Genomic DNA, 24262 nt, shown 5'->3' on the forward strand with positions numbered 1-24262 from the left:
TCTCTTAGTTGTCCCCTGTGGGGCAAATCTGGAAACGATTTCAGTCATTGCGCATGCTTCGAGGAAGACGACCGACAGAGATCGGTCTCGCTTACCACACAGCGGGCTTCGATGGCGGACCCGCCGAAACGGGACCGTCATCGCTTCATCGTATCAATAGATCTCCGGCACGTACATTTCCAGCGGCACCGGCGTGCGATGATAGTCGGCATTGCGCATGCGCTCGGGCAGGATGATTTCCGGCTTCGGCACATTTTCATAGGGGATCTGGGTGAGGAGATGCGCGATGCAGTTGAGGCGCGCCTTCTTCTTGTCGACGGCGTGCACGACCCACCACGGCGCTTCCGGAATGTGAGTACGTTCCAGCATCTCTTCCTTGGCCTTGGTATATTCCTCCCAGTGCACGCGGCTCTGGAGGTCCATCGGCGACAGTTTCCATTGTTTCAGCGGATCCTGAATGCGCATGCCGAAACGGAATTCCTGCTCCTCGTCGGTGATCGAGAACCAGTATTTGATGAGGATGATGCCAGAGCGCACCAGCATGCGCTCGAAATCGGGAACAGAGCGGAAAAATTCTTCGAGCTCCTCCGATGTGCAGAAACCCATGACGCGCTCGACGCCGGCGCGGTTATACCAGCTGCGGTCGAACAGCACCATTTCGCCGGCGGTCGGCAGATGGGCCGTGTAGCGCTGGAAATACCATTGATGACGCTCGCGCTCCGACGGCGCCGGCAGCGCGACCACGCGGCAGACGCGCGGATTGAGGCGCTGCGTGACCCGCTTGATGGCGCCGCCCTTGCCGGCGGAATCGCGGCCCTCGAACAGCACGACAACCTTCAGCTTCTTGTATTGCACCCAGTCCTGCAGGCGCACGAGTTCGTGCTGGAGGCGAAAGAGCTCGCGGAAATAGATCCTGCGGTCGAGCGAGGGGCCGGTCTCGTCACCCATCCCCTCGGCAACCAGCTCGTCCAGGCGATCTTCCTCGAGCTGCATCTCCAGTTCTTCGTCGAAGCTATCGACAATCTCGTCCTTGATGCGGTTGAGCCGATCCTGGGTCTCTTCGGTCATTGCGCGCTTCCTGCTCTGTTTTCCTATTGATGTTGAAATATTCGACCGGAAGGAGCCAGCGCGCTCGCGCTCACTCAAGTCGCGGTATTACTCGGCAGTCCAGCCGCCATCGACGGAAAGCGTCGTGCCGGTGATCTGCTTGGCGGCGTCGCTGCACAGAAATACGGCGACAGCGGCAATTTCATCCACGGTGACGAATTCCTTCGTCGGTTGGGCGGCGAGCAGCACGTCGTGCTTGACCTGCTCTTCCGTCATGTTGCGTGCCTTCATCGTCTCTGGGATCTGCTTTTCGACCAGCGGCGTCCAGACGTAACCCGGCGCGATCGCATTGACGGTGACGCCATCCTGCGCAGCTTCCAAGGCGATCGTCTTGGTCAGGCCGGTGATCCCGTGCTTGGCCGAGACATAGGCCGACTTGAAAGGCGAGGCGACCAGCGCATGCGCCGAGGACGTGTTGATGATGCGGCCCCACTTGCGGGCCTTCATGCCGGGAATGGCGGCCTTGATCGCATAGAAGGCGGCCAGAAGATTGATGCGGATGATCGCTTCCCATTTGTCATCCGGGAATTCCTCGATCGGGGCGACAAACTGGACGCCGGCATTGTTGACGAGAACATCGAGGCTGCCAAAGGCTTCCTCGGCATCGCGCACCATTGAGGTCACTTCCTCGCCGTTCATCATGTTGGCGCCGGAATAGCGGCACTTCACGCCGAAATCGGCTTCGATCGCTGCGCGTTCCCTCTCGATCGCGTCGGCATCGCCGAGACCGTTGATCGTAACGTTCGCACCTTCGGCGGCAAAGGCGCGCGCAATCGCAAGCCCGATGCCGCTCGTCGAACCAGTGACCAGCGCATTCTTCGAAGTCAACGAACCCATAATGCAACTCCCGCAATCTCTATGACATGGTTGAGTAAATGGAAAACGCCGAGATGAGCGCACACTGCCAGTGTCATATGTCGCTTTGATAACAGATCCGACGGCCAGTCGGCGGCAACTATCCGGCAACTGACATTTCACTGTCATGCAACCATGCAAGTTTTCGCCGCTGCGCCCGGCGGTTTTCTCCAACTGTGGAAAAATGCGATGAAGGTCGAAGACATTCTGAAGCATGCCTATGCGATGCCGCTGACCAATCCTTCCTATCCTCCCGGACCCTATCGGTTTTTCAATCGCGAATACATCATCATAACCTATCGCACCACTCGCGAGGCACTGCAGGCCGTGGTGCCGGAGCCGCTCGAAATCGACGAGCCGCTGGTGAAATACGAATTCATCCGCATGCCCGACTCCACCGGCTTCGGCGACTATACGGAGACCGGGCAGGTCATCCCGGTCAGATATCGGGGCCAGGCTGGCGGCTACGTCCATTCCATGTATCTGGACGACGATGCGCCGATCACCGGCGGCCGCGAGATCTGGGGCTTCCCGAAGAAACTCGCCAATCCAAAGATCGTCAACGAAGGCGAGGTCATCGTCGGCACGCTGCATTACGGCAGCGTGCTGTGCGCGACGGGAACGATGGGCTACAAGCACAAGCCGGTAGAGCAGGCACCGTTGCTTGCCGCTCTGTCCGAGCCCAATTTCCTGATCAAGATCGTGCCGCATGTCGACGCCACGCCGCGCATCTGCGAGCTCGTGCGCTACTACCTGACCGATATCACCATCAAGGAAGCCTGGACTTCGCCCGCCGCCCTCGATCTCAGGCCGCATGTGATGGCGGACGTGGCACGGCTGCCGGTTCTGGAAGTGGTCTCGGCCGTCCATTTCACCGCGGATCTGACGCTCGGGCTCGGCGAAGTCGTTCACGACTATCTCGCCGAGCGCAGGTAACAGAGCCTTATCTTTCCCTTTGCTGGAGATGCACCGTGCTCGAACGAAACGCCAAAGCCGCAGTGCCGACAATCCCGGAAATTGCCGCGCAATATGATCGTGTCGCCCTGGTATTTCAGGGCGGCGGCGCGCTCGGTGCCTATCAGGCTGGCGTCTATCAGGCTCTGGCGGAGGCGGGATGCGAGCCAACATGGCTTTCCGGCGTGTCCATCGGCGCCGTCAACGCGGCCATCATCGCCGGCAACGAGCCGCGCCACCGCCTGCAGCGCCTCGAACAGTTCTGGCAGATCATTTCCGGCCGCAAGATCTGGGCCTACACGCCGGAAGGCGACGTCTTCCGCGACATCCGCAACCGCACCAGCTCATGGATGACCATGACGATGGGGCAGCCCGGCTTCTTCAAGCCGCGCTTCCCCAATCCATGGCTCGAACTGCCGGGCGCAGAGGGCGCTACCAGCTTCTATGATTCCGCCGACCTGAAGAAAACGCTGGAGATGCTGATCGATTTCGACGTGCTGAACGACGGCAAGAAGCGCTTCAGCGTCGGCGCGGTCAATGTCAGGACGGGCAACTTCGTCTATTTCGACACCGACAATCTGCGCATCGAACCGGAACACATCATGGCGAGCGGCGCGCTGCCGCCCGCCTTGCCGGCCGTCCGCATAGAAGGTGAATATTATTGGGACGGCGGCATCGTCTCCAATACTCCGCTGCAATATCTGCTCGACCAGGACGAGGATCGCAGCTCGCTGGTATTCCAGGTCGATCTGTTCAGCGCCCGCGGCGTGTTGCCGCGCAGCATGCCGGACGTGCTGTCGCGCCACAAGGACATCATGTATTCAAGCCGCACCCGGCAGAACACCGACAATTTCAAGCGTATCCACGGGCTGAAGATGAAGCTGCTCGGCGCTCTGAAGCGCGTCCCGAAGGACCAGCTGACCCCGGAAGAGGAAGAGTTGATCATCGACTATTCCGATGCCGGCGTCGTCAACATCGTCCACCTGATCTATCAGCACAAGAACTACGAGGGCCACGCCAAGGACTATGAATTCTCCGGCACCTCGATGCGCGAACATTGGGACATGGGCCTCGAGGACACCAAGCGCACACTGCGCCATACCGAATGGCTGCTGCCGCCCCTCGGCGACGACGCCGTTGCGATCCACGACCTGCATCGCGAAGACCCAGTCTGAGACGGCACCGTTTTGGTGCCTATGCGCTCGTGAGCATCACGACTTCCGTTCTGATCCGGGCGTCATCGATTTCCACGATCCGATAGCCGAACGCGTCGGTATCCACCCGAAGCGGGTCGGAATGCCTAATGATTTGGTAGGAAACAGCCGGCGTGGCGAACTGGCTGATATTCGCTTGGCGGACCTCGTCTATCATGTGGTAATGACCGCAAAATACCGATAGCTCGCAATCGGTGCGGGAAAGAAGCAGCGTCTTAACCTCATCCCGGTCACGCAAGGCGACGCCAGCCTGCTCCAGGGGCGTATCGATCGCAAGGACCGGATGATGCACAAAGAGCGCTGCCTTGCTTACGCCATCGAGTTCACGGGCAAGCCAGGCGCGCTGATCGTCGCCCAGCACGTTATCGGACGAATCAAGAAAGATGCGTTTCAGATGTCCGTTATTGTGTGAAAAGCACATCTTTCCTTCGACGGCACCATCGTCCATGCGACAATGTTGCACGACGTTGGGATAGGTATCGTGGTTGCCGAGGATGATGGACACTTTGAAATCATAGCCGCCCAGAATCTCGAAAAAACCCCCAACCGATTCCTGCGTCCCGATATCGCCACCAAATACGACATCAGAGATGCCCTTGCCGGCGATATCGTCGAGAACTAGCCGAAGATGGTCCTCATGCTCTCGAGGCTCGTCGAGATAGCGCATTTTGGTGCCGGCCATTTCGGCTCCCATCGTCAGTTTCTGGCCGAGGTGAGCGTCGGTTAAGTGAGCGATAACAGTTCTGGTCATTGCCGGACCTCAATTCGAGAAGATGCTGTGGTGTTCAGAGTCGTGATCTAACACCGCAACCTATGATGCCGACCCAACTCGATGCTTCGACCCGTGTCGAAGCGTGCGAACATCTTTCCTGCTAAGATGGCAGCTGACCTCAGGAGCCATGATGATGAACCAACAGCCGAATATTGCCGCCGCAGCCTTTCTGATTGCTGATTCCGCTCGCGCCGTCATGCTCACCGCATTGCTCGACGGACGCGCGCGGCCGGCTGGTGAGCTCGCCTATTGCGCCGGCGTGACCGCGCAGACGGCCAGCTCGCATCTGAGCAAACTGCTGGCGGGCGGCATGCTAACGGTCGAAACGGAAGGGCGTCACCGTTACTATCGCCTGGCCGGCTCTCATGTGGCCCTTGTTCTCGAAAACCTCGCCTCCATAGGACCGAGGGAACCTGTCCGCCGAAGAGCGCTCACGCATGACGCACAAAAACTCCAGTTTGCGCGCTGCTGCTACGACCATCTGGCCGGCCGCGTCGGCGTGGCGGTCGCCTGCGGGCTGCAAGAGCGAGGCTTTCTCGTTGCGGCATCCGATAAACAATTCGAGGTAACGCAAGCCGGCGCGGAATGGTTTGCATGCGTTGGCCTCGAGGTCGCGGCGGTCAAGCCGGGCCGACGCGGTCTCGCCCGGCAATGCCTCGACTGGACGGAGCGGCAATACCATCTCGCCGGCCCGCTCGGCGTTCGATTCACCGATCTTCTTTGCACCAAGGGGTGGATACGACGCGCAAAGTCGTCCCGCGCCGTCGAGGTCACGCCTATGGGATGGACAGGGCTGAAAAAGCATTTCGGCATTGAGGAGCAGATATTGAGGGTATCCGGTGATCATACCGTATAGCGGGCGGAGCCCAGGCTCCGCCCTTGCCGCCCTATATCAACCCGCCGCTAGAGAAGTTTTTCCAGCGTAATGGGCAGGTCGCGGATCCGCTTGCCGGTCGCATGGAACACCGCATTGGCGATGGCAGGCGCGACGCCGACAATGCCGACTTCGCCCACACCCTTGCCGCCGAGCGCCGAGGCATTGTGGTCAGGTACACCGACCGAGATCACCTGCAGATCCGGTATGTCCGAATTCGTCGGCACGAGGTAATCGCCCACATTGTTGTTGACGGTTCGCCCGTTGCGCATGTCGACCAATCCTTCCTCGAGGAGTGCCTGACCGATGCCCATGATGATGCCGCCCCGCCACTGGCTCTCGACCAGCCGCGGATTGTAGAGCCGGCCGCAATCGAAGGCCGATACCATGCGGGACACCCGCACCGTGCCGAAATCCTCGTCGACCCGCACCTCGGCAAAATGGGCGCACCAGCTGTGCATGGAATAATCGCCCATCGTCGGTCCCTGCACCTTGGCCATGGTCGTCCAGGCCTGCACCTGCTCCTGGGCGCTCGCGCCTTCAGGCAAGGTATTGCGACGAACCTCGATCTCCTCGCGCTTGAGCGCGAACATCAGTTCCGCCAGCGTGAGTGAAGGGGCTTCGCCGCGCGGCGCGGCGATGCGACCTTCGACGAAGTTCAGCGTATTCGCCCCCGTATCGCGGAACGGCGAATTGGCATCGCTGAGCGCAAGGCCGATAAGCTCATCGCGCGCGGCAACTGCGGCCTTATGGACGGCCCCCATGATCGAGCCGGCCAGCATCGAGCCACCGGCAATTGCCGAACCCGGCAGCCGTGAATCGCCGAGATGGACTTCGACCTGATCCACCGGAATGCCGAAGACTTCAGCCGCACTCTGGGCAAGGATCGTATAGGTCCCCTGCCCCATATCGATGGCGCCGCTGATGACCTCGACCTTGCCGCTGGAAAGAATGCGGATCATCGCCTCGCTCGGTGCCCGAATGACGGGGAAGGTTCCGCAGCCGATACCCCAGCCGATCAGGGTCTTGCCGTCGCGCATGGACCGTGGCGCATGGCTGCGCCGCGACCAGCCGAAGGCCTCAGCTCCTTTGGTCAATGCCTCGCGCAGCTGCCGAGTCGACCACGGCTTGCCGGACTGGTAGTCGTGGTCGGCATAGTTCTTCAGCCGGAGTTCAAGCGGGTCCATACCGAGCTTGTAGGCAAGCTCCTCGATCGCGCATTCGATGCCGTAGGCACTCGGATTCTTGCCCGGCCCGCGCAGGGCGCCTGGCGTCACGCTGTTGACCGGCACGATGCGATGCTGCGAGGAGAAATTCTCGACCTTGTAGAGGATCGAGGTTGCCGCCCCCGTCTGCTCCGGCCAGTCCGCGTAGACGGACGTCTCGCTGGCGCCGCGATGAACGATCGCCTGCAGGATACCATCTTCGGTGGCGCCAAGTGCGATCTGCTGTTTCGTCCCAGCACGGCCGCCATAGCTGGTGAAATTCTGCGGACGCGTGACCGCGAGCTTCACCGGCCGGCCGAGCTTTCTTGCAGCCGCGACCGCGACAGCGCCATAGGCAAGCGGCTGCCCCTTCGATCCGAAGCCGCCGCCGATGAAGGGCGAGATGATCCGCACATTTTCATAGGGCATGTCGAACCATTCGGAATACATGCGCGCCATGCCGTGCGACCATTGGCTCGGCTCCCAGATGGTCAGCTGCTCGCCATCCCATTTCGCCGTCAGGCCGTGCGGCTCCATCGCGACGTGATATTCGCGCGGCGTGGAATATTCGGCCTCGATCCGGACCGGCGATGCGGCAAGCGCCGCCTTGGCATCGCCCCAGGCGGAGGAGAGCGCGTCCATGAGCTTGCCCTCGCCGGCATTCGGGTCGTTGAGGTTGGCGACGTATTTGCTTTCCTCGTAGGTGACCCGCACAAGCCCGGCTGCTTCCGTTGCCTGTTCACGGCTCTCGGCCACGACGGCGGCAATCGACTGGCCATTGAACTGCACCTCACGCGGCAGCGGATAGTATGGTCCTTCCGCGGGCTTGTTACCGCCCCAGTCTGCCCCGAGCTTGAGACCCAGATCATCCTCCGGCGTCAGCACCAGGAGCACGCCCGGCATCGCAAGCGCATCCGAAATGTCGACCTTCAGGACACGACCGGCCGGGATCGTGCTCTGGATGAGAACGGCATAGGCCAGGTTCTCGAACGGGTATTCCAGCGCGTAGGTCGCAGTACCCGTGACCTTCATGCTGCCTTCGAAACGTGACTGACGGCCGCCGACGGTGCCATCTGAGGCATCGCCGTGTTTGCGAGGTTCCATCATGGTCATGCAAGACCTCCCATTTTCAAAATGGCGCGGGTAACGACGCGCGGCGCGAGTTCGATCTTGTAGTGGTTGCCGCCATGCGAGACGGCGCCCTCCATGGCGAGCCGGCTTGCCTTTTCGACGATATCAGCGTCGAGAGCCTTGCCGATGAGCGCCTGTTCCACGGAGCGCGCGCGCCACGGCTTGGTAGCGACGCCGCCGAGTGCTACGCGGATATCGCGGACGGTCTTGCCATCCGCCTCCAGTTCGAGGCCGACGGCAGCGCTCGCGGCGGCGAATTCATAAGACTGGCGATCGCGGACCTTGATGTAGGTCGAATTCACGGCGGCAGCGGAGGCCGGAATGCTGATGGCGGTGATCATTTCGCCGCGTTGCAATACGGTCTCCCTATCCGGCGTATTGCCGGGCGCAAGGAAGAAATCGTCGACGGCCACCTTGCGGCCATCGAGCTCGACAACCGCATCGAAGGCAACCAGAGCGACCGCAAGATCGCCGGGATAGGAAGCGATGCAGGCCTCGCTCGTGCCGAGCACGGCATGATTGCGCGTGATGCCGCCGATCGCCGCGCACCCGGAACCGGGATTGCGTTTGTTGCAGGCCGGAAAGGCGCCGGGATCACGGAAATAGGAACAGCGGGTCCGCTGCAAAAGGTTGCCGCCGATCGTCGCCATGTTGCGGAGCTGGGCGGAGGCGGCAAGCGAAAGCGATTGCGAAACCGCCGGGAATGCTGCCTGAATATCCCCGTGGTCGGCCACTTCGCTCATTCTGGCGAGCGCGCCGATCCTGGCACCGGCCGTATCGACGGTGATGCCGCTCATGCCGGAAAGATGGGTGATATCGATGACCGTTTCAGGCTCGCTCACACCGCATTTTGCAAGATCGAGCAACGTCGTCCCGCCGGCCAGAAACATGGCACCCGACTGCTGCGCGGCACTGCCGGCCTGGCTGGCGGATGCGGCGCGAATATAGGAGAAATCCCGCATTACGCTGCCTCCGCCGCTGCTTGGCGCACCGCCGCGACGATGCTGTTGTAGGCCCCGCACCGACAGAGATTGCCGGACATGTATTCGCGGATTTCGGCGTCGGAACCCGCATGACCCTCGCGGATGCAGGCAACTGCCGACATGATCTGGCCCGGCGTGCAGTAGCCGCACTGGAAGGCATCATGCTCGATGAATGCCGCCTGCATCGGGTGCAGATCGCCGGCTTCACCGGCCAGACCCTCGATCGTGGTGATCTGGCGCCCCTCCACCTGTGCGGCGAGCGTCAGACAGGAGAGAACACGCCTGCCATCGACATGGCAGGTGCAGGCCCCGCACTGGCCCTGGTCGCAGCCCTTCTTGGTGCCCGTCAGCGTCAGATGCTCACGCAGCGCGTCGAGCAGTGTGACGCGCGGCTCGACGTCGAGCTCGTGTCGCTGCCCGTTAATATCGAGCGCAATATGAATGGATCGTGTCATGATAAGCTCCTGCCATCGTCACGAGAATGAGACGTTCGAAATCTAGACGAGTCCGGTCGGCCAGCTACTCCATCATTTTCATGGAAAACGACGCCGATGCATTTCGGCATGACATCTGGCACTCATCTAGATTAAGAAGTGGAAGGCGCTCCAGATAAACGGAGGCGCCTCCGATTAAACTAGCGGCTTGTTTGTTTTCGTCAAGCCCTGATGCGATGGGAGCTTCACCTGGCCTTGGCCGAGCAGAGGACAATATCGTTGGCGCCGACCAAGCTGCGTGCGGATGCTCGCCGCAACCGCGACAGGTTGATAGAAGTCGCCGCCGACGCCTTCGCGCAAAAAGGAGCGGAAGCCTCGCTGGAATATATAGCCCGGCAGGCCGGCGTCGGCATCGGCACGCTTTATCGGCATTTCCCGACGCGGGAACATCTGGTTGAGGTCGTCTATCGACGCGAACTCGAAGGCCTTGCTGCTGCGGCCATCGAGCTTTCCCAAAAATATGCGCCGGACGCGGCACTGGAAGAATGGATGCGGCGGTTCGTGAACTATATCGCCACGAAGCGGGGGATGTCGAACAGCCTGCGCATCCTGATGACGTCGAATTCGTCATTGTTCGCGGACAGCTCCGGCCTGCTGCGCGGCGCTTTGGGCAGCCTTCTGGAGAAGGCAGCCGAACAGGGCCTGATCCGGAAGGACATGGAAACCATGGATGTGCTGCACGCACTCTCCAGCATCTATTCCATCCCCGATGCAGCCGATTGGCGCGATCGCTCCCACCGGCTGATCGGATTGTTGATGGACGGATTGCGCTGCCACAAATAGGCAGCCGGCCACATCAAGCGGCCGGCCGCGGTCCGCCCATTGAACGTCAGGCGGCTCGCTTCAGCGCGTCGCCGAGCATCGAGACAATGGTGCCGATCTCACCGCGTTCGATGATCAGCGGCGGAGACAATGCGATGATGTCGCCGGTCACTCGAATCAAAAGCCCCTTCTGGAAGCAGTCGACAAAGACATCATAGGCACGGGCGCCCGGCGCACCTTCACGCGATGCGAGTTCCACTGCGCCGACGAGGCCGAGATTGCGGATATCCACGACATGCGGCAGGCCCTTCAGCGAATGCAGCGCATTCTGCCAGTCGTCCGCCAATTCGCTGGCGCGGGTGAGCAGCCCCTCTTCCTCATAGATTTCCATGGTTGCGAGACCGGCCGCGCAGGCGACTGGATGCCCCGAATAGGTGTAGCCGTGGAAGAGTTCGATCTGATCGTCCGGACCGATCATCAGACCATCATGGACCTTGCGGCTCGCAAAGACCGCGCCCATCGGTATCGTGCCGTTGGTGATGCCCTTGGCTGTCGTGATGAGATCGGGAACGACGCCGAAATAGTCGGTCGCAAAGGGCGTGCCCAGGCGACCGAAGCCGGTGATCACCTCGTCGAAGATCAGCAGGATGCCATGCTTGTCGGCGATCGCCCGGAGTCGCTCCAGATAGCCCTTCGGCGGCAGAATGACACCCGCCGAGCCGGACATCGGCTCGACGATGACGGCGGCGATAGTCTCAGCGCCATGCAGCGCGACCAGCCGCTCCAGATCCTCGGCCAGTTCGATGCCATGGGCCGGCAGACCCTTGCTGAAGGCGTTGCGCTCGGTATCGAGCGTGTGGCGCATGTGATCGGCGGGGATCTGAGGAAAGACGCGGCGGTTGTTGACCAGGCCGCCGACCGAGATGCCGCCGAAGCCGACGCCGTGATAGCCTTTTTCGCGACCGATAATGCGCGTACGCGTCCCCTGACCGATGGCGCGTTGATAGGCGATGGCGATCTTGAGCGCGGTATCGACGGATTCTGAACCGGAACCGGTAAAGAAGATGCGGTCAAGTTTCGCGGCCGGGCCGCCCGGCGCATGCTGGGCCAGTTTGGCGGCAAAGTCGAAGGCGATCGGGTGCCCCATCTGGAAGGTCGGTGCGAAGTCCATGGTGGCAAGCTGGCGTTCCACCGCATGGGCAATCTTCTTGCGGCCGTGACCCGCATTCACGCACCAGAGGCCGGCGGTGCCGTCAAGCACCTTGTTGCCGTCGACATCGGTGTAATACATGCCGTCTGCCGCGGCCAACAGCCGAGGTGCCGCCTTGAACTGGCGGTTCGCCGTGAACGGCATCCAGAAATTGTCAAGAACCGGAGTATTGGGGTGAGTGATCTTATCCATCGTCGCCTCCATTGCGCTGACATTGACATCAGCGATTTCCCTGTTTCGAACAAGCCCTTTTCTTTATGACTACAACGCATTGATTTTATTGGAGCGGATAGTAAAGTTTGCGATATTTCGAACATCTGAAAAGGTGAAACTATGTCCGTCGACATCGGCAACCGCCTTCGCCATCTGCGTCTCGCACGCAATCTTTCCCAGCGCGAGCTCGCCAAGCGCGCCGGCGTGACCAATTCGACCATTTCGCTTATCGAGTCCAACTCGGCCAACCCTTCGGTCGGCGCCCTCAAGCGCATCCTGGATGGCATCCCGATCGGCCTTGCCGAGTTCTTTGCCTTCGAGCCGGATAGGCCGAAGCAGGCTTTCTATGCCGCCGAGGAACTGGTCGAGATCGGCAAAGGCCCGATCTCCTATCGCCAGATCGGCGAAAACCTGTTCGGACGTAGTCTCCAAATCCTGAAAGAATGCTACCAGCCGGGAGCTGACACCGGCAAAGTGCCGCTGATCCATGACGGAGAAGAAGGCGGCATCGTGCTATCAGGCCGCCTGGAGGTGACCGTCGATGACGAGCGGCGCGTTCTTGGACCGGGCGACGCCTATTATTTCGAAAGCCGCCGGCCGCATCGCTTCCGCTGCGTCGGCCCGGTTCCCTGCGACGTCATCAGCGCGTGCACGCCCCCAAGCTTCTGATCGCTATTATCAGGACCAATTTGTCCAACTCGCAGCTCATGCTACGCTCCGCTGATGCCACCTTCGCGGAGAACTTCCAAATGGTTATGCTGCGTGAACCGATCCTGCATCCAGTTCCGATCGAGGAGCTGCGGCCTACCCAGATCACCGTCGGCATGCGCGAGGTGAAAGCCAAGCGAAAGGCTTGGCGCGCGAAAGCAGAGGCTGAAGATGAAAAGGCCGGAGAGTTCCTGGGAAACCACATGGTGCCGGCAATCCGTGGGCCACGCGGGCGATATTATGTCATTGACCATCATCACCTGTCGCTTGCGCTTCATGAGGAGGGCGTGAGGGACATTCTGGTCACGACGGTGGCCGATCTCTCACGGCTTGATCAGGATTCCTTCTGGTTCGTGATGGATTGCCATGACTGGATGCATCCGTTCGACGAAGACGGCAAACGACGCGGCTACGAAGCCATCCCGAAAAGCATCAAGGATCTGGTCGATGACCCTTATCGTTCGCTGGCGGGCGAACTGCGCCGGCATGGCGGCTACGCCAAGGACACGACCCCTTTCAGCGAATTTCTCTGGGCGGATTTCCTGCGCCGCCGCCTGAAGCGGAAGGACGTCGACCGAGATTTCGACGCCGCACTGGAAAGGTCGCTCGCGCTCGCCAAAGGCAGGGAGGCGGATTACCTGCCGGGCTGGTGTGGATCGATTGCCGAATGACTGAAGCTGAAATCAAGGCGTAACGCTGGCCAGTTTGAGACTGCGTCAAGCTTCGTGTGGACCTGCCCCGCGCCTATCTGGAGCGTCGCAGCTTTGTCGCATCGCGAAACGAAATGAGGCGCTGGTTCTGTTCATCCCAGAGAACCAGTTTTACGCAGCGCAGGCTCTCCATCATGGTGATCCGGCCTATATCACCCAGTTCCGGATGGTCTTTGAGCACTTCGGGAAGCCTGTAGTAGGGTATCCTGCTCGACAGATGATGAATGTGATGAATGCCGATGTTGCCGGTGATCCAGCGCAGGATCAGCGGCAGATCATAGTACGACGCGCCATGAAGCGCCGCGTGTTGAAACCGCCATTCAGGCTCTTTCGACCAATGGGTTTCTTCGAACTGATGCTGCACATAGAAGAGCCATATGCCGGCGGCTCCCGCCAGCAGGACGATCGGCAGATGCACCAAGAGGAAGGGCAGGATGCCGATTGCCCAGATGAGCAAAGCGGAGGCGATTGCAATGGCCAGGTTTGTCGCCATGGTGGATACCCAGGGCAAAAGGCCGGATCGCATCATGCCGAAAGGCAACCGTTGCTTGAACAGGAACAGCCATGCCGGGCCTATGCCGAACATGATCGCCGGGTGCCTGTAAAGTCGGTAGGCAAGCCGCCCGCGCCATGACCGGCTACTGTATTCCTCAACGGTCAGCGTGGTTATGTCGCCGACGCCGCGTTCGTCGAGGTTCCCCGCCGAGGCATGATGCTCCGCATGCGCCCTGCGCCAATAGTCATAGGGTGTAAACGTCAGGACGCCGATAGCGCGGCCGGTCCAGTCATCGATGCGCCGGCGCGCAAAGAAAGAACCGTGGCCACAATCATGCTGGATCATGAACAGACGCAGAAGAAACGCAGACGCGGGAATGATGAGGATAAGGCCCAACCAGAAGCCAAAGTAAACGGCTGCCCATGTCCCGGCCCACAACAGCGCAAATGGGATGGCCGTCACCGCGAGTTCGATAAGGCTGCGTCTGGCACGTGGCTGGCGATACCGGGCGAGGATTTTGAGCCATGCCTTTTCGTCGAAAAGAGGCGCAGATGGGTCGTGGTCGATGGCCTCACTCAAAAGACAACTCCCTGAGCCGCAATGAATGCCAACAAGGCAAGAGCTATCACAGCAGCTGAACCGATTGGGAGCAGCAAATAATCGAAGCGATAGATCGCCTGAAGAACATTCATCGTTGTCGTGTCTCCTGAGTTTCTCGACCACGTCCTCGCATGGCCATTCACGTGGTGCCTGGCTGCCGGCACCTGACAATAATTCCCGATCGAGCTCAGCTCTTGCCTTTACCGCTCGGCGGATTGTTCTTTGTCGCGACCTTGATCTGACTTGCGAACGTACTCTCTACCTTTGCGGCAGGCTTTTCCTGTTTCGGTTTGCGAACCTCGCGGTTGCCTCTCACTTGTCCCTTGGCCATCGATGCGATCCTTCTTGAGGTTGATATCAGCTAGTGGAACGGCAGCCGCTCGAATGTGATGTCCTCGAACGACTACCCCAGAGTATTTGGAGGCCCGCATTGCGAGCAACCACATAATGCCTGTTCGCTCAACGGAGTGATATTACCACTCAAAATGGCGAAAATACCGCCCGGCCAAACTGGCCGAGCGCTTCAGGCACTGCTCTCAATATCCCATATTGCCCATGGCGCCATTTCCGATGTTTTGGGCAAGTTCTTTGGCGGGAATATCGGCGATCATGGCTTCGGCGGTGATCAGAAGCGCCGCAATCGAGCCGGCGTCCTGCAACGCGGTCCGCACGACCTTGGCCGGATCGATGATGCCGGCTTCGATCATATCGACATAGGTTTCCGTCTGCGCGTCGAAGCCCTCATTAGGATCCTCGCTGTCGTCAAGTTTTCCGATGACGATCGAACCTTCGACACCGGCATTGTCGGCGATCTGCCGGATCGGCGCTTCCAGTGCTCTGCGCACGATCGCGATGCCCGCCGTCACGTCGGCGTTTTCGCCGGTGAGCCCAATGAGGACCGCTTTCGCACGCAAGAGCGCGACGCCGCCGCCGGCCACGATGCCTTCCTCGACCGCCGCACGGGTGGCATTCAGGGCATCGTCGATGCGGTCCTTCTTTTCCTTGACTTCGATCTCGGTCGAGCCACCGACGCGGATCACCGCAACGCCGCCGGTGAGCTTTGCCAGCCGCTCCTGCAGCTTTTCCTTGTCGTAGTCTGAGGTCGTCTCCGCGATCTGCGCCTTGATCTGCTTGATACGTGCCTCGATGGCGGCTTTATCGCCAGAGCCATCGATGATCGTCGTGGTATCCTTCTCGATCAGCACGCGCCTGGCACGGCCGAGCATATCGAGTGTGACGTTCTCCAGTTTGATGCCGAGATCCTCGGAGATCATCTGTCCGGCCGTCAGGACGGCGATGTCTTCCAGCATGGCCTTGCGGCGGTCGCCGAAACCCGGCGCCTTGACGGCAGCGACCTTGAGGCCGCCCCGCAACTTGTTGACGACCAATGTCGCCAGCGCTTCGCCTTCAACATCTTCCGAGATGATCAGCAACGGTGTGCCGCTCTGCACCACACCCTCGAGGATCGGAAGCATCGCCTGCAGATTGCCGAGCTTCTTTTCGTGAATGAGAATATAGGGGTTCTCCAGTTCCACGCGCATCTTTTCGGCATTGGTGACGAAATAGGGCGAGAGATAGCCGCGGTCGAACTGCATGCCCTCGACGACATCGAGTTCGTTCTCAGCCGTCTTGGCCTCCTCGACGGTGATGACACCTTCGTTGCCGACCTTTTCCATGGCCTTGGCGATCATCTCGCCAACGCTGGCATCGCCATTGGCGGCGATCGTGCCGACCTGCGCGATCTCGCTTGAGGACTTGACCTTGGTGGCGCGCGCCTTGATTTCCGCAAGCACGGCGGTGACACCGAGATCGATGCCGCGCTTGAGGTCCATGGGGTTCATCCCGGCGGCAACCAGCTTGGCACCCTCGCGAAAGATGGACGCGGCGAGCACGGTCGCCGTCGTGGTACCGTCGCCGGCAAGGTCGTTGGTTTTTGAAGCCACCTCGCGCACCAGCTGCGCGCCCATGTTCTCGAACTTGTCTTCAAGCTCGATTTCCTTGGCGACCGATACGCCATCCTTGGTGATGCGCGGAGCGCCATAGGGTCTGTCGATGACGACGTTGCGGCCCTTGGGACCGAGCGTCACCTTGACGGCATTGTTCAGCAATTCCACGCCACGAAGCAATCGGTCGCGGACGTCGGTAGAAAAAATGATTTGCTTGGCAGACATTGTCTTTGCCCTGTTCAGTCTTGAGATAAAGGAGCTAAATTCGGTGGATCAGGCAGCCTTGTCGACGGCGTTCTCGATGATGCCCATAATGTCGGCCTCCTTCATGATCAGAAGGTCTTCACCATTGATCTTGACCTCGGTTCCCGACCATTTGCCGAACAGGATCGTATCGCCAGTCTTGACGTCGAGCGGGATCAGCCTTCCATTTTCGTCGCGGGAACCGGGACCGACGGCGATCACTTCACCTTCCTGCGGCTTTTCCTTGGCGGTATCGGGAATGATGATCCCGCCCTTGGATTTGATATCACCTTCGGCGCGTCGGATGACGACGCGGTCGTGCAGCGGGCGAAATAGCATAAAGATCTTTCTGCGGCCGGCGCATAGGGCGGCTGCAACCATAAAATAACATTCTTGGCACTCGATTGATAGGAGTGCCAACGAATATTATTTGGAGAATAAAATCATACGAGAATGGCGTCTATGATTCCATAGAATTGTATGGGCAATTCTGATGAAAATTACCGGCTCCATTGTAATGACGAATGAGTTTTTATTTCAACTAACCGGATTTTTTCTGAGATAAATATCGATCGGTGCTTCGCATATCAGTTTGCTGCGGACGCGGCCGGGTATGGGAAGATGCTTCGGCAGCGCTTTCGACAGCCGCCCGTTCGTCCATGAGCAATTGTAACGGACGATCGTCACGGCCGCCCTTTTGGTGGTTGGGCGGAACCTTGACCGCGGTCAGGATGAGCACCCGCAAAACGGATCTTCATCTCAAATAAAAACGCAACTGGTTGGTGCCAGCGCGCCTGAAATGCTATTTGACTCATAAAAGTCAGGCAATCTTCCTTGCCCGCAAACGAACAGAGAGAGGCTCACGGCATGTCGATAGAAAAAGTAGCAATCATCACGGCGGGCGGCAGCGGCATGGGTGCGGAAGCCGCCAAGCGCCTTGCCGCCGATGGATTCAGGGTTGCGATCCTTTCATCCTCCGGCAAGGGAGAGGCCCTTGCGGCGTCGCTCGGCGGCATCGGCATCACCGGTTCGAATCAGTCGAACGACGATCTCAAACGCCTGACCGACGCGACGATGGAGAAGTGGGGTCGTATCGACGTGCTGGTCAATAGTGCCGGCCACGGACCCAGGGCACAGATCATCGAGATCACCGACGAACAATGGCACACAGGCCTTGACGTCTATCTGATGAACGTGATCCGCGCCGTTCGTCTGGTCACCCCGATCATGCAGGCGCAAAAGTCGGGCGCGATCATCAACATCTCCACGGCCTGGGCCTTCGAACCATCGGCGATGTTTCCGACATCAGCCGTTTTCCGTGCCGGCCTTGCCGCCTATACCAAGATTTTCGCGGATACCTATGCGGCGGATAATGTCCGCATGAACAATGTACTGCCGGGCTGGATCGACAGCTTGCCGGCAACCGAAGAGCGCCGCGACGGCGTGCCGATGAAGCGCTACGGCACGAGTTCGGAGATTGCCGCCACGATCGCGTTCCTCGCATCCGATGGCGCAGGCTACATCACCGGCCAGAACCTCAAGGTCGATGGCGGACTAACCCGCTCCATATGAGGCCTGCCGGCCGTCGAAACCGCCCCTCGTTCCAGTCGGGTCAGCACGTAGTCCGAACTACGTGCCGGTTTCTATCATCGTGGCATTGACGTTGATGGCGCGGCCGGCAAACCAGCCATTGATGGCGGCGCCGAGACCAAGCAGGACGAACAGAACCGAACACCAGGCGAAACTTCCCGTCCAACCGTGGATCATGCCGACGACGAGCGGCCCGATTGCGGCAAGCAGGTAGCCTATGAACTGCGCCATGCCGGACAGATGCGCGGCGACGTGCGGGTCGGGCGAGCGCAGCACGATCACGGTCAGCGCCACCGCGATCAGCCCTCCCTGCCCGACACCCTGGAGCACGGCCCAGAACCATACCGTCCAGAGCGGCGCGAAGAGCAGGCCCAGCAGCGCCGTGACCGCGACCGCGCAAAGAATGGCGTTGATGGCCCGCTGGTCCTTGCCCCTGACGGCGATGTGAGGTGCCACAAGACACGAAGCCGCCTGCACCATGACTGAAACCGACACGATTGCGCCGGCCGTCACGCCATCGAGGCCACGCTCGCGCAGAATTGGGACCAGCCAGCCGAAGACGCAATAGGCAAGCGCCGATTGTAGCCCCATGAAGAGCGTTACCTGCCAGGCGACGGCATCAGTCCATAGGCCCATGACGCGGAAGCCGGTGCGCCGCGCTTGGGTGCCCGATCCAATCACCTGCGGCAGCCACAGAAGCCCGACCACGAGGGCCGGCAAGGCCCAGGCCGCAAGCGCGCCGCCGAGCGACCCGCCAAGAATATGCTCGATCGGAAGCGTGAGTCCGGCTGCACTCGCCGCGCCCGCGCACAGAGCCATTGTGTAGCAGCCCGTCATCAGGGCCGCCTTGTCCGGAAAATCACGCTTGACCACGCCCGGCAAGAGAACATTGCCGATCGCTATGCAGGCGCCGGTCAAGGCCGTCCCGAAGAACAGCAGGGAGATAGAGGAAATGCCGCGTAACGCCGTGCCGAGCGCAAGGAGGAGAATCACGCCGAGCAGCACGCGCTCTGTCCCCAATCGCTGCGCCAGTCTTGGCGCGAGCGGTGAAAACAGGCCCATGCAAACGACAGGCAATGTGGTGAGGATGCTCGTGCCGAATGCGGTAAGGCCAAGCCCGCTTCGGATTTCGGGCAATAGCGCCGAGGCGCTCGAGAAGACCGGCCGGAGATTGAACGCAATCAGCACAAGGCTTGTGCCGAGAAGAAATCTGCCGATTGGCGATTTGCCCCGATGCGCCTGCGGTGGCGGGATTTCATCGGCCTCGGCATCGATCAGTTCAAGAGAAGCGGCATTCTGCGAAGGCGCGGTCATGACATCAGCAACCGATCGAGGGTGGCGACAACCGGAGCCATGAAGCGGCGCACGGCAGAACCTGCCGCTTCCGGATCACCTGCTTCAATGGCATCGATGATTGCGACATGCGCTTGCATATCCGGCTCAGGAAGATCCTCGCCGAGCGTCGCCTCGATGGTCTCGGCGATCGACACGGAAAAGAATTCGTAGATCTCGATCATCGCCCTGTTCTGCGACGCCGCGATCACCGCCTTGTGGAAGGCGAGGTCTCGCTCGATAAATGCGGTCTTGTCTCCGCCATCATAGTTTCCTCGCGCCTTCAGCAGCGCACGCAATTGCAAAATCACCTCCGGCGTCTGTCGCAGAGCGGCCAGGCGTGCAGCCTCGACGTCGAGCGCCAAACGCGCTTCGAACTGGTCCCGGAGCCCGGCCCGGCGCGCCATGTCGAAAGGGCGGCCGAGGTTGATCGTCGAGCGCACGTAGGTGCCGGATCCCTGTCGTGTCTCGATATAGCCTTGAGACGCCAGCACCCGGACTGCCTCGCGGATGGTGCCGCGGCTGACGGAAAGCATGGATGAGAGAGAAGCCTCATTGGGCAATTTCTCGCCGACACGCCATCGCCTTGCAATGATTTCGCCGCGGATTGCTTCGACCGCTGTTTCCGCGAGCGTGGTTTTGGTCAGGGCGCGCATGATCACATCTCATCAAGTCATCAGATGACTTAATGACTAATCGAATGACGAGGTGTCGTCAACAAATGTCCTGGCTGCTGCCAGGTCGTCGAACAAGGGAAGCGCGCCTGCGCCTATCCGCGCCGCCTGGCGCCATCAAAGAAGAGCAGCATGGCAAGTCCGACCACGCCGGCAACCGCTCCGATGACTGCCGTTCCCGAATAGCTGCTCGTAGCGGTTCCGAGCGCAAACAGGAGGGCGCTCAGGCCGGCGCTGAGGAAAATATTGACCGATATGAGGGCGCTGCCGAGCCCCGGACGCTCGGCGATCAGATCCTGCAGATAGGTGATGGGAATGCTGATGAGGGCAGCCGCTCCGATGCCGCTGATAAGGGTCAGCGCATAGACGTGCCAGGGCGCCGATGCCAACCCGAGCAACAGCAGGTAAACGACATAGATGACCGTGCCGAGGGCCAGCGCTGTCACATGGCTCATGATCCGTTGGGCGCGTCCCCACACGACGATGAATATGACTTCCAGAAGCGCAACGATCCCGACGAGCACGCCGATATCGGCGACGGAGCCGTGGGCGGCACCGGTGACGATGAGAGGCAGAATGGCACCATTGACATGAAGCGTGCTGCTGATCAAAGCCACCGCGATCACCCGCACAAAAACCGGCGGCGAGATGACCTCGCCGAGTGCCGCGAGATAGGAGAGATGGCGCGTTGCCGCCTTGTCGGTGCCGCTCTGGCGGGGAAGGAAAACCGCAATCAATCCGAAACAAACCGCACAGGCCAAACCGGCGAAAAGATAGGCGGGTAACATGCTTGCGGAGTTTGCGAGCAGCGCCCCGGTGATACCAGGCACGAGAACCCAGGATAGCGAAATCATCGCCCTGACGCCCGAATTTACGGTCGCCACGTTGTTGCGCTCCATCCCATTGGTCGCGACCCTGACATTGGCAAACAGCAGTGAATTGAGGGAACCGTAGATCGGAAGGAGAAACAATGCGGCGAGAATGAAGGTCGCCTGCGTGGGAACGACGTAGACCGCGCCATAACCCAGGATGCCGAAGAGCGCGACCGTCAGCATCATCGTGCGATATTCACCGATCCTGTCCGCCAGGTTTCCCAGCAGAATGCTGACGATGACGTTGACCGCAGCCGCACAAAAGATCAGTGCCGAATATAGCCCATTGCTCAGGCCGAGTTCGCGAATACCCACGACGGACTGATAAGGCGATGTCGCGGCTCCGGCAAAGCCGAAGGCAAAGATGGCAAGCATGCTCACCCGGATCGTCGGGTCGCGGAATACTTCGGGAATGAGGCGGGTCATCGGTTGTGTCGAAGGTCTGTCAAATCACCCGTCTTGCGGGTGAGCGGCTTTTAGCAGGTTTGAGCCCGACGGAAACGTGCAAAAATAAATATTGGCTGCACTGGCGATGCTGCATATCGGGAGCTGGATGGAAGGACGCCTCGCCAGAAACCCGATGGCAATTGGCGGCTCTTGTGCACCTGGCTCCCATACCGGGGCCGCAGCCTGACGGACGCGATCAGTTCGCAAGGAAAACGTAGCGGGCTGTATAGGGTTCAAGATGCATCGCGCCCGGTTGGTCGCATGCGCCGGAGAATACGCCGCCCTTCGTGTCCAGACGCTGCACCGCCGTCACCTTCGACAACACTCCATCACCCCGATGTTCGACGACATCGAGCCTCAGAATGGCGATGTCGTTCTTTGTGGCACCTGGAGCCTGGCTCGCGACCTTGCCTTTGATGGAGCTGCCATCGGCAAACTCCCAACCGGGGCCTGCAAAATGGCGCCCGACGGTCGTGCCGTCCTGCAGCAACGTTGCCAGCGGCTCGCGGAACTGCCAGCTCATCTTATTGTCCGAGCCGGTTTTGCACTCGTAGATCTGAACGCCTTCGGCATGCACGGTTGCAACTGACGTTGCGTCCTTGACCTCTATATTCGCGGGGAGGTCGGCAGCGTTGGCTCGCTGAGAGTTGGCCGAAATAGATGCTGCGACTGCCAGACAAGACACGAATAGGCCGACGGAAAGAAGCTTCATCCTTCGAAGTCGCTTGCCAAGCCGGATTGTGGCGACGCCAGATCTGCGAAAATATAGAATCTGCATGATATGCTCATACTCCTCGTTCATCCCAGGCAAGTCCGGTTCGCCTGCGGCGAAGGATTCCTGCGCCCCATTTCAAGTCCTGAATTCGAGCAGGATCAAGCTGGTGGTCCCACACCATAAAGTGACCCCGAAGTGAAACTGCCGGTGCCGGATCCAGCATATAGCGCCTGCACGCATTATGCGGCTGCACCGGCTCGCAGGTTCAGCCGAAACCGAAAATAGTTTCGCTTTGAGCAATGCCCTGGGGGTGGAAAAGAAGATTATTGTCATTGACGGTCGGGAAGCTCATCCTCCCCGGCTCTTTTTCTCGCGCCGGCGGTCGGTGTCTGCCTTGGCTGCGGACACCACCATCGATTTGATTTCGAGACCTACGCAAAAGCCTGGGCGAATTCTCGCCGTTACAGCTCTGACGTTATGGTTTCACGCGGTCCGGATGCGCTGCCTGGAAGGCAGGCAGTGCGGCGCACCGGCCATCGATTTCAACGATGCGCTTGAGGTCGGTCATATCGACTCCCCAGCGGCGGGCATTGTAGACTTGCGGGACAAGGCAAAGGTCCGCCATCGTCGGCCGATCTCCAAAGCTGAAATCCCCGTTGAATTCGCCAAGCATCGCTTCCAGCTTGCGAAGTCCATCCGCAATGAAATGCTTCATCCATTCTCCGCGGGCTTCGGCCTTGTCCGTTATGGTCATGACATAGGCTGCGACATGCGTGTTGCATATCGGATGGATGTCCATGGCGATCGCGTAGGCAAGTGCCCGCACGTGCTGGCGGCCTGCACTATCCGCCGGCATCAAACCGCACTCCGGCTGAAGCTCCGCCAGATATTCGATGATGGACAGCGACTGCGTCAACGTTCTCCCATCGATCACCAGCGCCGGTACGAGCCCCTGCGGGTTGAGCGCCAAATAGTCCGGGCCTCTCTGTTCACCTTCCAGCAAATTGATCGACACGGTCTTATGGTCGATCTCGAGCATATTGAGCGCGATGCGGACGCGATAGCTCGCCGACGATCGCCAATAGTCGTAGAGAACGACCTCATTCATTGCAGCTCCGATCCCCCATGTCTTTCGACGCTCTGCTCGATTGCCCCGAAGATCGAATGCCCTGCCCGGTCGTGCATCTCGATGCGGACCTGGTCACCGAACCGCAGGAAGGGAGTCTTCGGCGCTCCGCTTTCGATGGTCTCGATCATCCGGATCTCGGCGATGCAGGAGTAGCCGGCACCGCCGCTCTCGACCGGCTTGCCCGGACCGCCGTCGAGCTTGTTGGACACCGTTCCCGAGCCGATGATCGTTCCGGCCACAAGGTCACGGGTCTTGGCGGCATGGGCGATCAGCTGGCCAAAATCGAACGTCATGTCGACACCGGCATTCGCCTTGCCGAATGGCTTGCCGTTCAAGGTCACGAGCAAGGGGAGATGCAGTTTGCCGCCATCCCACGCCTCCCCCAGTTCGTCGGGCGTGACCGCGACCGGAGAAAATGCCGATGCAGGCTTGGACTGAAAGAAGCCGAACCCTTTTGCCAGCTCTTGCGGAATGAGGCCGCGCAGCGACACGTCGTTGACGAGCATCACCAGGCGGATGGCGCTCCGGGCAATCTCCGGACCCGAACCCATGGCGACGTCGCCGACGATGACGGCGACCTCGCCCTCCATGTCGATCCCATAGGCCTCGTCAGCCGCCACGATCGGATCGCGCGGTGCGAGGAAACTATCCGAGCCGCCCTGGTACATCAGCGGATCGGTCCAGAAGCTTGTCGGCAACTCGGCACCGCGCGCCTTGCGCACCAGCTCGACATGATTGACATAGGCAGAGCCGTCAGCCCACTGATAGGCCCGTGGCAAAGGCGATGTGGCGTCATGCTCGTGGAACCTCAGCGTCGGCTGGGCACCCGTCTCGATACCCTCGGCAACCTGCGCGAGTCTGGGCGCCACATGCTCCCAATCGTCGAGGGCAGCCTGCAAGGTGCGGGCGATATGACCGACCTCGGAGCAGCGGGTCAGGTCGCGGGAGACGACGACAAGCCGCCCGTCCCTCGTGGAGTCTTTCAAAGTCGCGAGCTTCATGTGCTGGTTCCACCGTAAGAGGATG

General features: G+C 60.2%; 23 protein-coding genes. 7 read left to right on the forward strand and 16 right to left on the reverse strand.

Annotated elements, in window-relative coordinates; all coding sequences use genetic code 11:
• Positions 1-153: 153 nt before the first annotated feature.
• Positions 154-1068: a polyphosphate kinase 2 gene (gene ppk2 / locus GA0061101_RS11795; RefSeq protein ID WP_037192980.1), complete on the reverse strand. Its 915-nt coding sequence runs from the start codon at positions 1066-1068 to the stop codon at positions 154-156.
• 87 nt (positions 1069-1155) lie between these two features.
• Complete coding sequence (locus GA0061101_RS11800) at positions 1156-1944, reverse strand: 3-hydroxybutyrate dehydrogenase (RefSeq protein WP_037192983.1); 789 nt, start codon at positions 1942-1944, stop codon at positions 1156-1158.
• Between the two features lie 207 nt (positions 1945-2151).
• Between GA0061101_RS11800 and GA0061101_RS11805 the strand changes: the two genes are divergently transcribed.
• Positions 2152-2898, forward strand: coding sequence for an acetoacetate decarboxylase (locus GA0061101_RS11805; RefSeq protein WP_037192985.1), 747 nt, complete (start codon positions 2152-2154; stop codon positions 2896-2898).
• A gap of 35 nt (positions 2899-2933) precedes the next feature.
• Positions 2934-4091, forward strand: coding sequence for a patatin-like phospholipase family protein (locus GA0061101_RS11810; protein ID WP_037192987.1), 1158 nt, complete (start codon positions 2934-2936; stop codon positions 4089-4091).
• Between the two features lie 19 nt (positions 4092-4110).
• Here the strand turns inward: GA0061101_RS11810 and GA0061101_RS11815 are convergent, their stop codons facing one another.
• Positions 4111-4881, reverse strand: coding sequence for a metallophosphoesterase family protein (locus GA0061101_RS11815; RefSeq protein ID WP_081938694.1), 771 nt, complete (start codon positions 4879-4881; stop codon positions 4111-4113).
• A 154-nt stretch (positions 4882-5035) separates the two neighbouring features.
• Here GA0061101_RS11815 and GA0061101_RS11820 point away from each other — a divergent pair, with 154 nt between their 5' ends.
• Positions 5036-5758, forward strand: coding sequence for an ArsR/SmtB family transcription factor (locus tag GA0061101_RS11820; RefSeq protein ID WP_208865000.1), 723 nt, complete (start codon positions 5036-5038; stop codon positions 5756-5758).
• 47 nt (positions 5759-5805) lie between these two features.
• Here GA0061101_RS11820 and GA0061101_RS11825 read toward each other — a convergent pair whose 3' ends face one another.
• From GA0061101_RS11825 to GA0061101_RS11835, 3 genes are read right to left on the reverse strand one after another with little or no spacing between them, the layout of a single operon-like run.
• Positions 5806-8094: a xanthine dehydrogenase family protein molybdopterin-binding subunit gene (locus GA0061101_RS11825; RefSeq protein WP_092573594.1), complete on the reverse strand. Its 2289-nt coding sequence runs from the start codon at positions 8092-8094 to the stop codon at positions 5806-5808.
• The gene (locus GA0061101_RS11830) at positions 8091-9074 is read right to left on the reverse strand and encodes an FAD binding domain-containing protein (RefSeq protein WP_092573595.1); all 984 of its coding nucleotides are present in this window, start codon (positions 9072-9074) and stop codon (positions 8091-8093) included. Before GA0061101_RS11830 ends, GA0061101_RS11825 begins: the two co-directional genes overlap by 4 nt.
• Entirely contained in the window at positions 9074-9550 is a 477-nt protein-coding gene (locus GA0061101_RS11835; RefSeq protein WP_037192997.1) for a (2Fe-2S)-binding protein, read from the reverse strand. Before GA0061101_RS11835 ends, GA0061101_RS11830 begins: the two co-directional genes overlap by 1 nt.
• Before the next feature lie 210 nt (positions 9551-9760).
• Here GA0061101_RS11835 and GA0061101_RS11840 point away from each other — a divergent pair, with 210 nt between their 5' ends.
• Positions 9761-10372: a TetR/AcrR family transcriptional regulator gene (locus GA0061101_RS11840; protein ID WP_080760598.1), complete on the forward strand. Its 612-nt coding sequence runs from the start codon at positions 9761-9763 to the stop codon at positions 10370-10372.
• A 46-nt stretch (positions 10373-10418) separates the two neighbouring features.
• On the opposite strand, the gene aptA is transcribed toward GA0061101_RS11840, so the two are convergent.
• Positions 10419-11753, reverse strand: coding sequence for an omega-aminotransferase AptA (gene aptA / locus GA0061101_RS11845; RefSeq protein ID WP_092573634.1), 1335 nt, complete (start codon positions 11751-11753; stop codon positions 10419-10421).
• A 141-nt stretch (positions 11754-11894) separates the two neighbouring features.
• Here aptA and GA0061101_RS11850 point away from each other — a divergent pair, with 141 nt between their 5' ends.
• Complete coding sequence (locus GA0061101_RS11850) at positions 11895-12443, forward strand: cupin domain-containing protein (RefSeq protein ID WP_092573596.1); 549 nt, start codon at positions 11895-11897, stop codon at positions 12441-12443.
• A gap of 80 nt (positions 12444-12523) precedes the next feature.
• A complete protein-coding gene (locus tag GA0061101_RS11855) occupies positions 12524-13153 on the forward strand; it encodes a ParB-like protein (protein ID WP_092573597.1) in 630 nt (209 codons plus the stop codon).
• A 73-nt stretch (positions 13154-13226) separates the two neighbouring features.
• On the opposite strand, the gene GA0061101_RS11860 is transcribed toward GA0061101_RS11855, so the two are convergent.
• The 3 genes from GA0061101_RS11860 to GA0061101_RS11870 form a co-directional block, all read right to left on the reverse strand.
• Complete coding sequence (locus GA0061101_RS11860; RefSeq protein ID WP_092573598.1) at positions 13227-14267, reverse strand: fatty acid desaturase; 1041 nt, start codon at positions 14265-14267, stop codon at positions 13227-13229.
• Between the two features lie 557 nt (positions 14268-14824).
• Entirely contained in the window at positions 14825-16459 is a 1635-nt protein-coding gene (gene groL, locus GA0061101_RS11865) for a chaperonin GroEL (protein WP_092573599.1), read from the reverse strand.
• A 48-nt stretch (positions 16460-16507) separates the two neighbouring features.
• Positions 16508-16816: a co-chaperone GroES gene (locus GA0061101_RS11870; RefSeq protein ID WP_047558842.1), complete on the reverse strand. Its 309-nt coding sequence runs from the start codon at positions 16814-16816 to the stop codon at positions 16508-16510.
• Positions 16817-17344: 528 nt separating this feature from the next.
• On the opposite strand from GA0061101_RS11870, the gene GA0061101_RS11875 reads away from it, so the two are divergent.
• The gene (locus GA0061101_RS11875; RefSeq protein WP_047558678.1) at positions 17345-18049 is read left to right on the forward strand and encodes an SDR family oxidoreductase; all 705 of its coding nucleotides are present in this window, start codon (positions 17345-17347) and stop codon (positions 18047-18049) included.
• Positions 18050-18106: 57 nt separating this feature from the next.
• Here the strand turns inward: GA0061101_RS11875 and GA0061101_RS11880 are convergent, their stop codons facing one another.
• The 6 genes from GA0061101_RS11880 to GA0061101_RS11905 all read right to left on the reverse strand — a co-directional run bounded on the left by GA0061101_RS11880 (position 18107) and on the right by GA0061101_RS11905 (position 24237).
• The gene (locus GA0061101_RS11880; RefSeq protein WP_092573600.1) at positions 18107-19381 is read right to left on the reverse strand and encodes a CynX/NimT family MFS transporter; all 1275 of its coding nucleotides are present in this window, start codon (positions 19379-19381) and stop codon (positions 18107-18109) included.
• Complete coding sequence (locus GA0061101_RS11885; protein ID WP_092573601.1) at positions 19378-20055, reverse strand: FadR/GntR family transcriptional regulator; 678 nt, start codon at positions 20053-20055, stop codon at positions 19378-19380. The genes GA0061101_RS11880 and GA0061101_RS11885 overlap by 4 nt, the downstream gene beginning before the upstream one ends.
• Positions 20056-20168: 113 nt before the next feature.
• Positions 20169-21371, reverse strand: coding sequence for an MFS transporter (locus tag GA0061101_RS11890; RefSeq protein ID WP_037193019.1), 1203 nt, complete (start codon positions 21369-21371; stop codon positions 20169-20171).
• 217 nt (positions 21372-21588) lie between these two features.
• A complete protein-coding gene (locus tag GA0061101_RS11895; protein ID WP_342587918.1) occupies positions 21589-22194 on the reverse strand; it encodes a DUF3455 domain-containing protein in 606 nt (201 codons plus the stop codon).
• 388 nt (positions 22195-22582) lie between these two features.
• Complete coding sequence (gene maiA, locus GA0061101_RS11900; protein ID WP_092573602.1) at positions 22583-23215, reverse strand: maleylacetoacetate isomerase; 633 nt, start codon at positions 23213-23215, stop codon at positions 22583-22585.
• Entirely contained in the window at positions 23212-24237 is a 1026-nt protein-coding gene (locus tag GA0061101_RS11905; RefSeq protein WP_047640370.1) for a fumarylacetoacetate hydrolase family protein, read from the reverse strand. The genes maiA and GA0061101_RS11905 overlap by 4 nt, the downstream gene beginning before the upstream one ends.
• Positions 24238-24262 lie beyond the last annotated feature (25 nt).

The organism is Martinezella lusitana, from assembly GCF_900094565.1.
GTDB classification, from domain to species: domain Bacteria; phylum Pseudomonadota; class Alphaproteobacteria; order Rhizobiales; family Rhizobiaceae; genus Rhizobium; species Rhizobium lusitanum.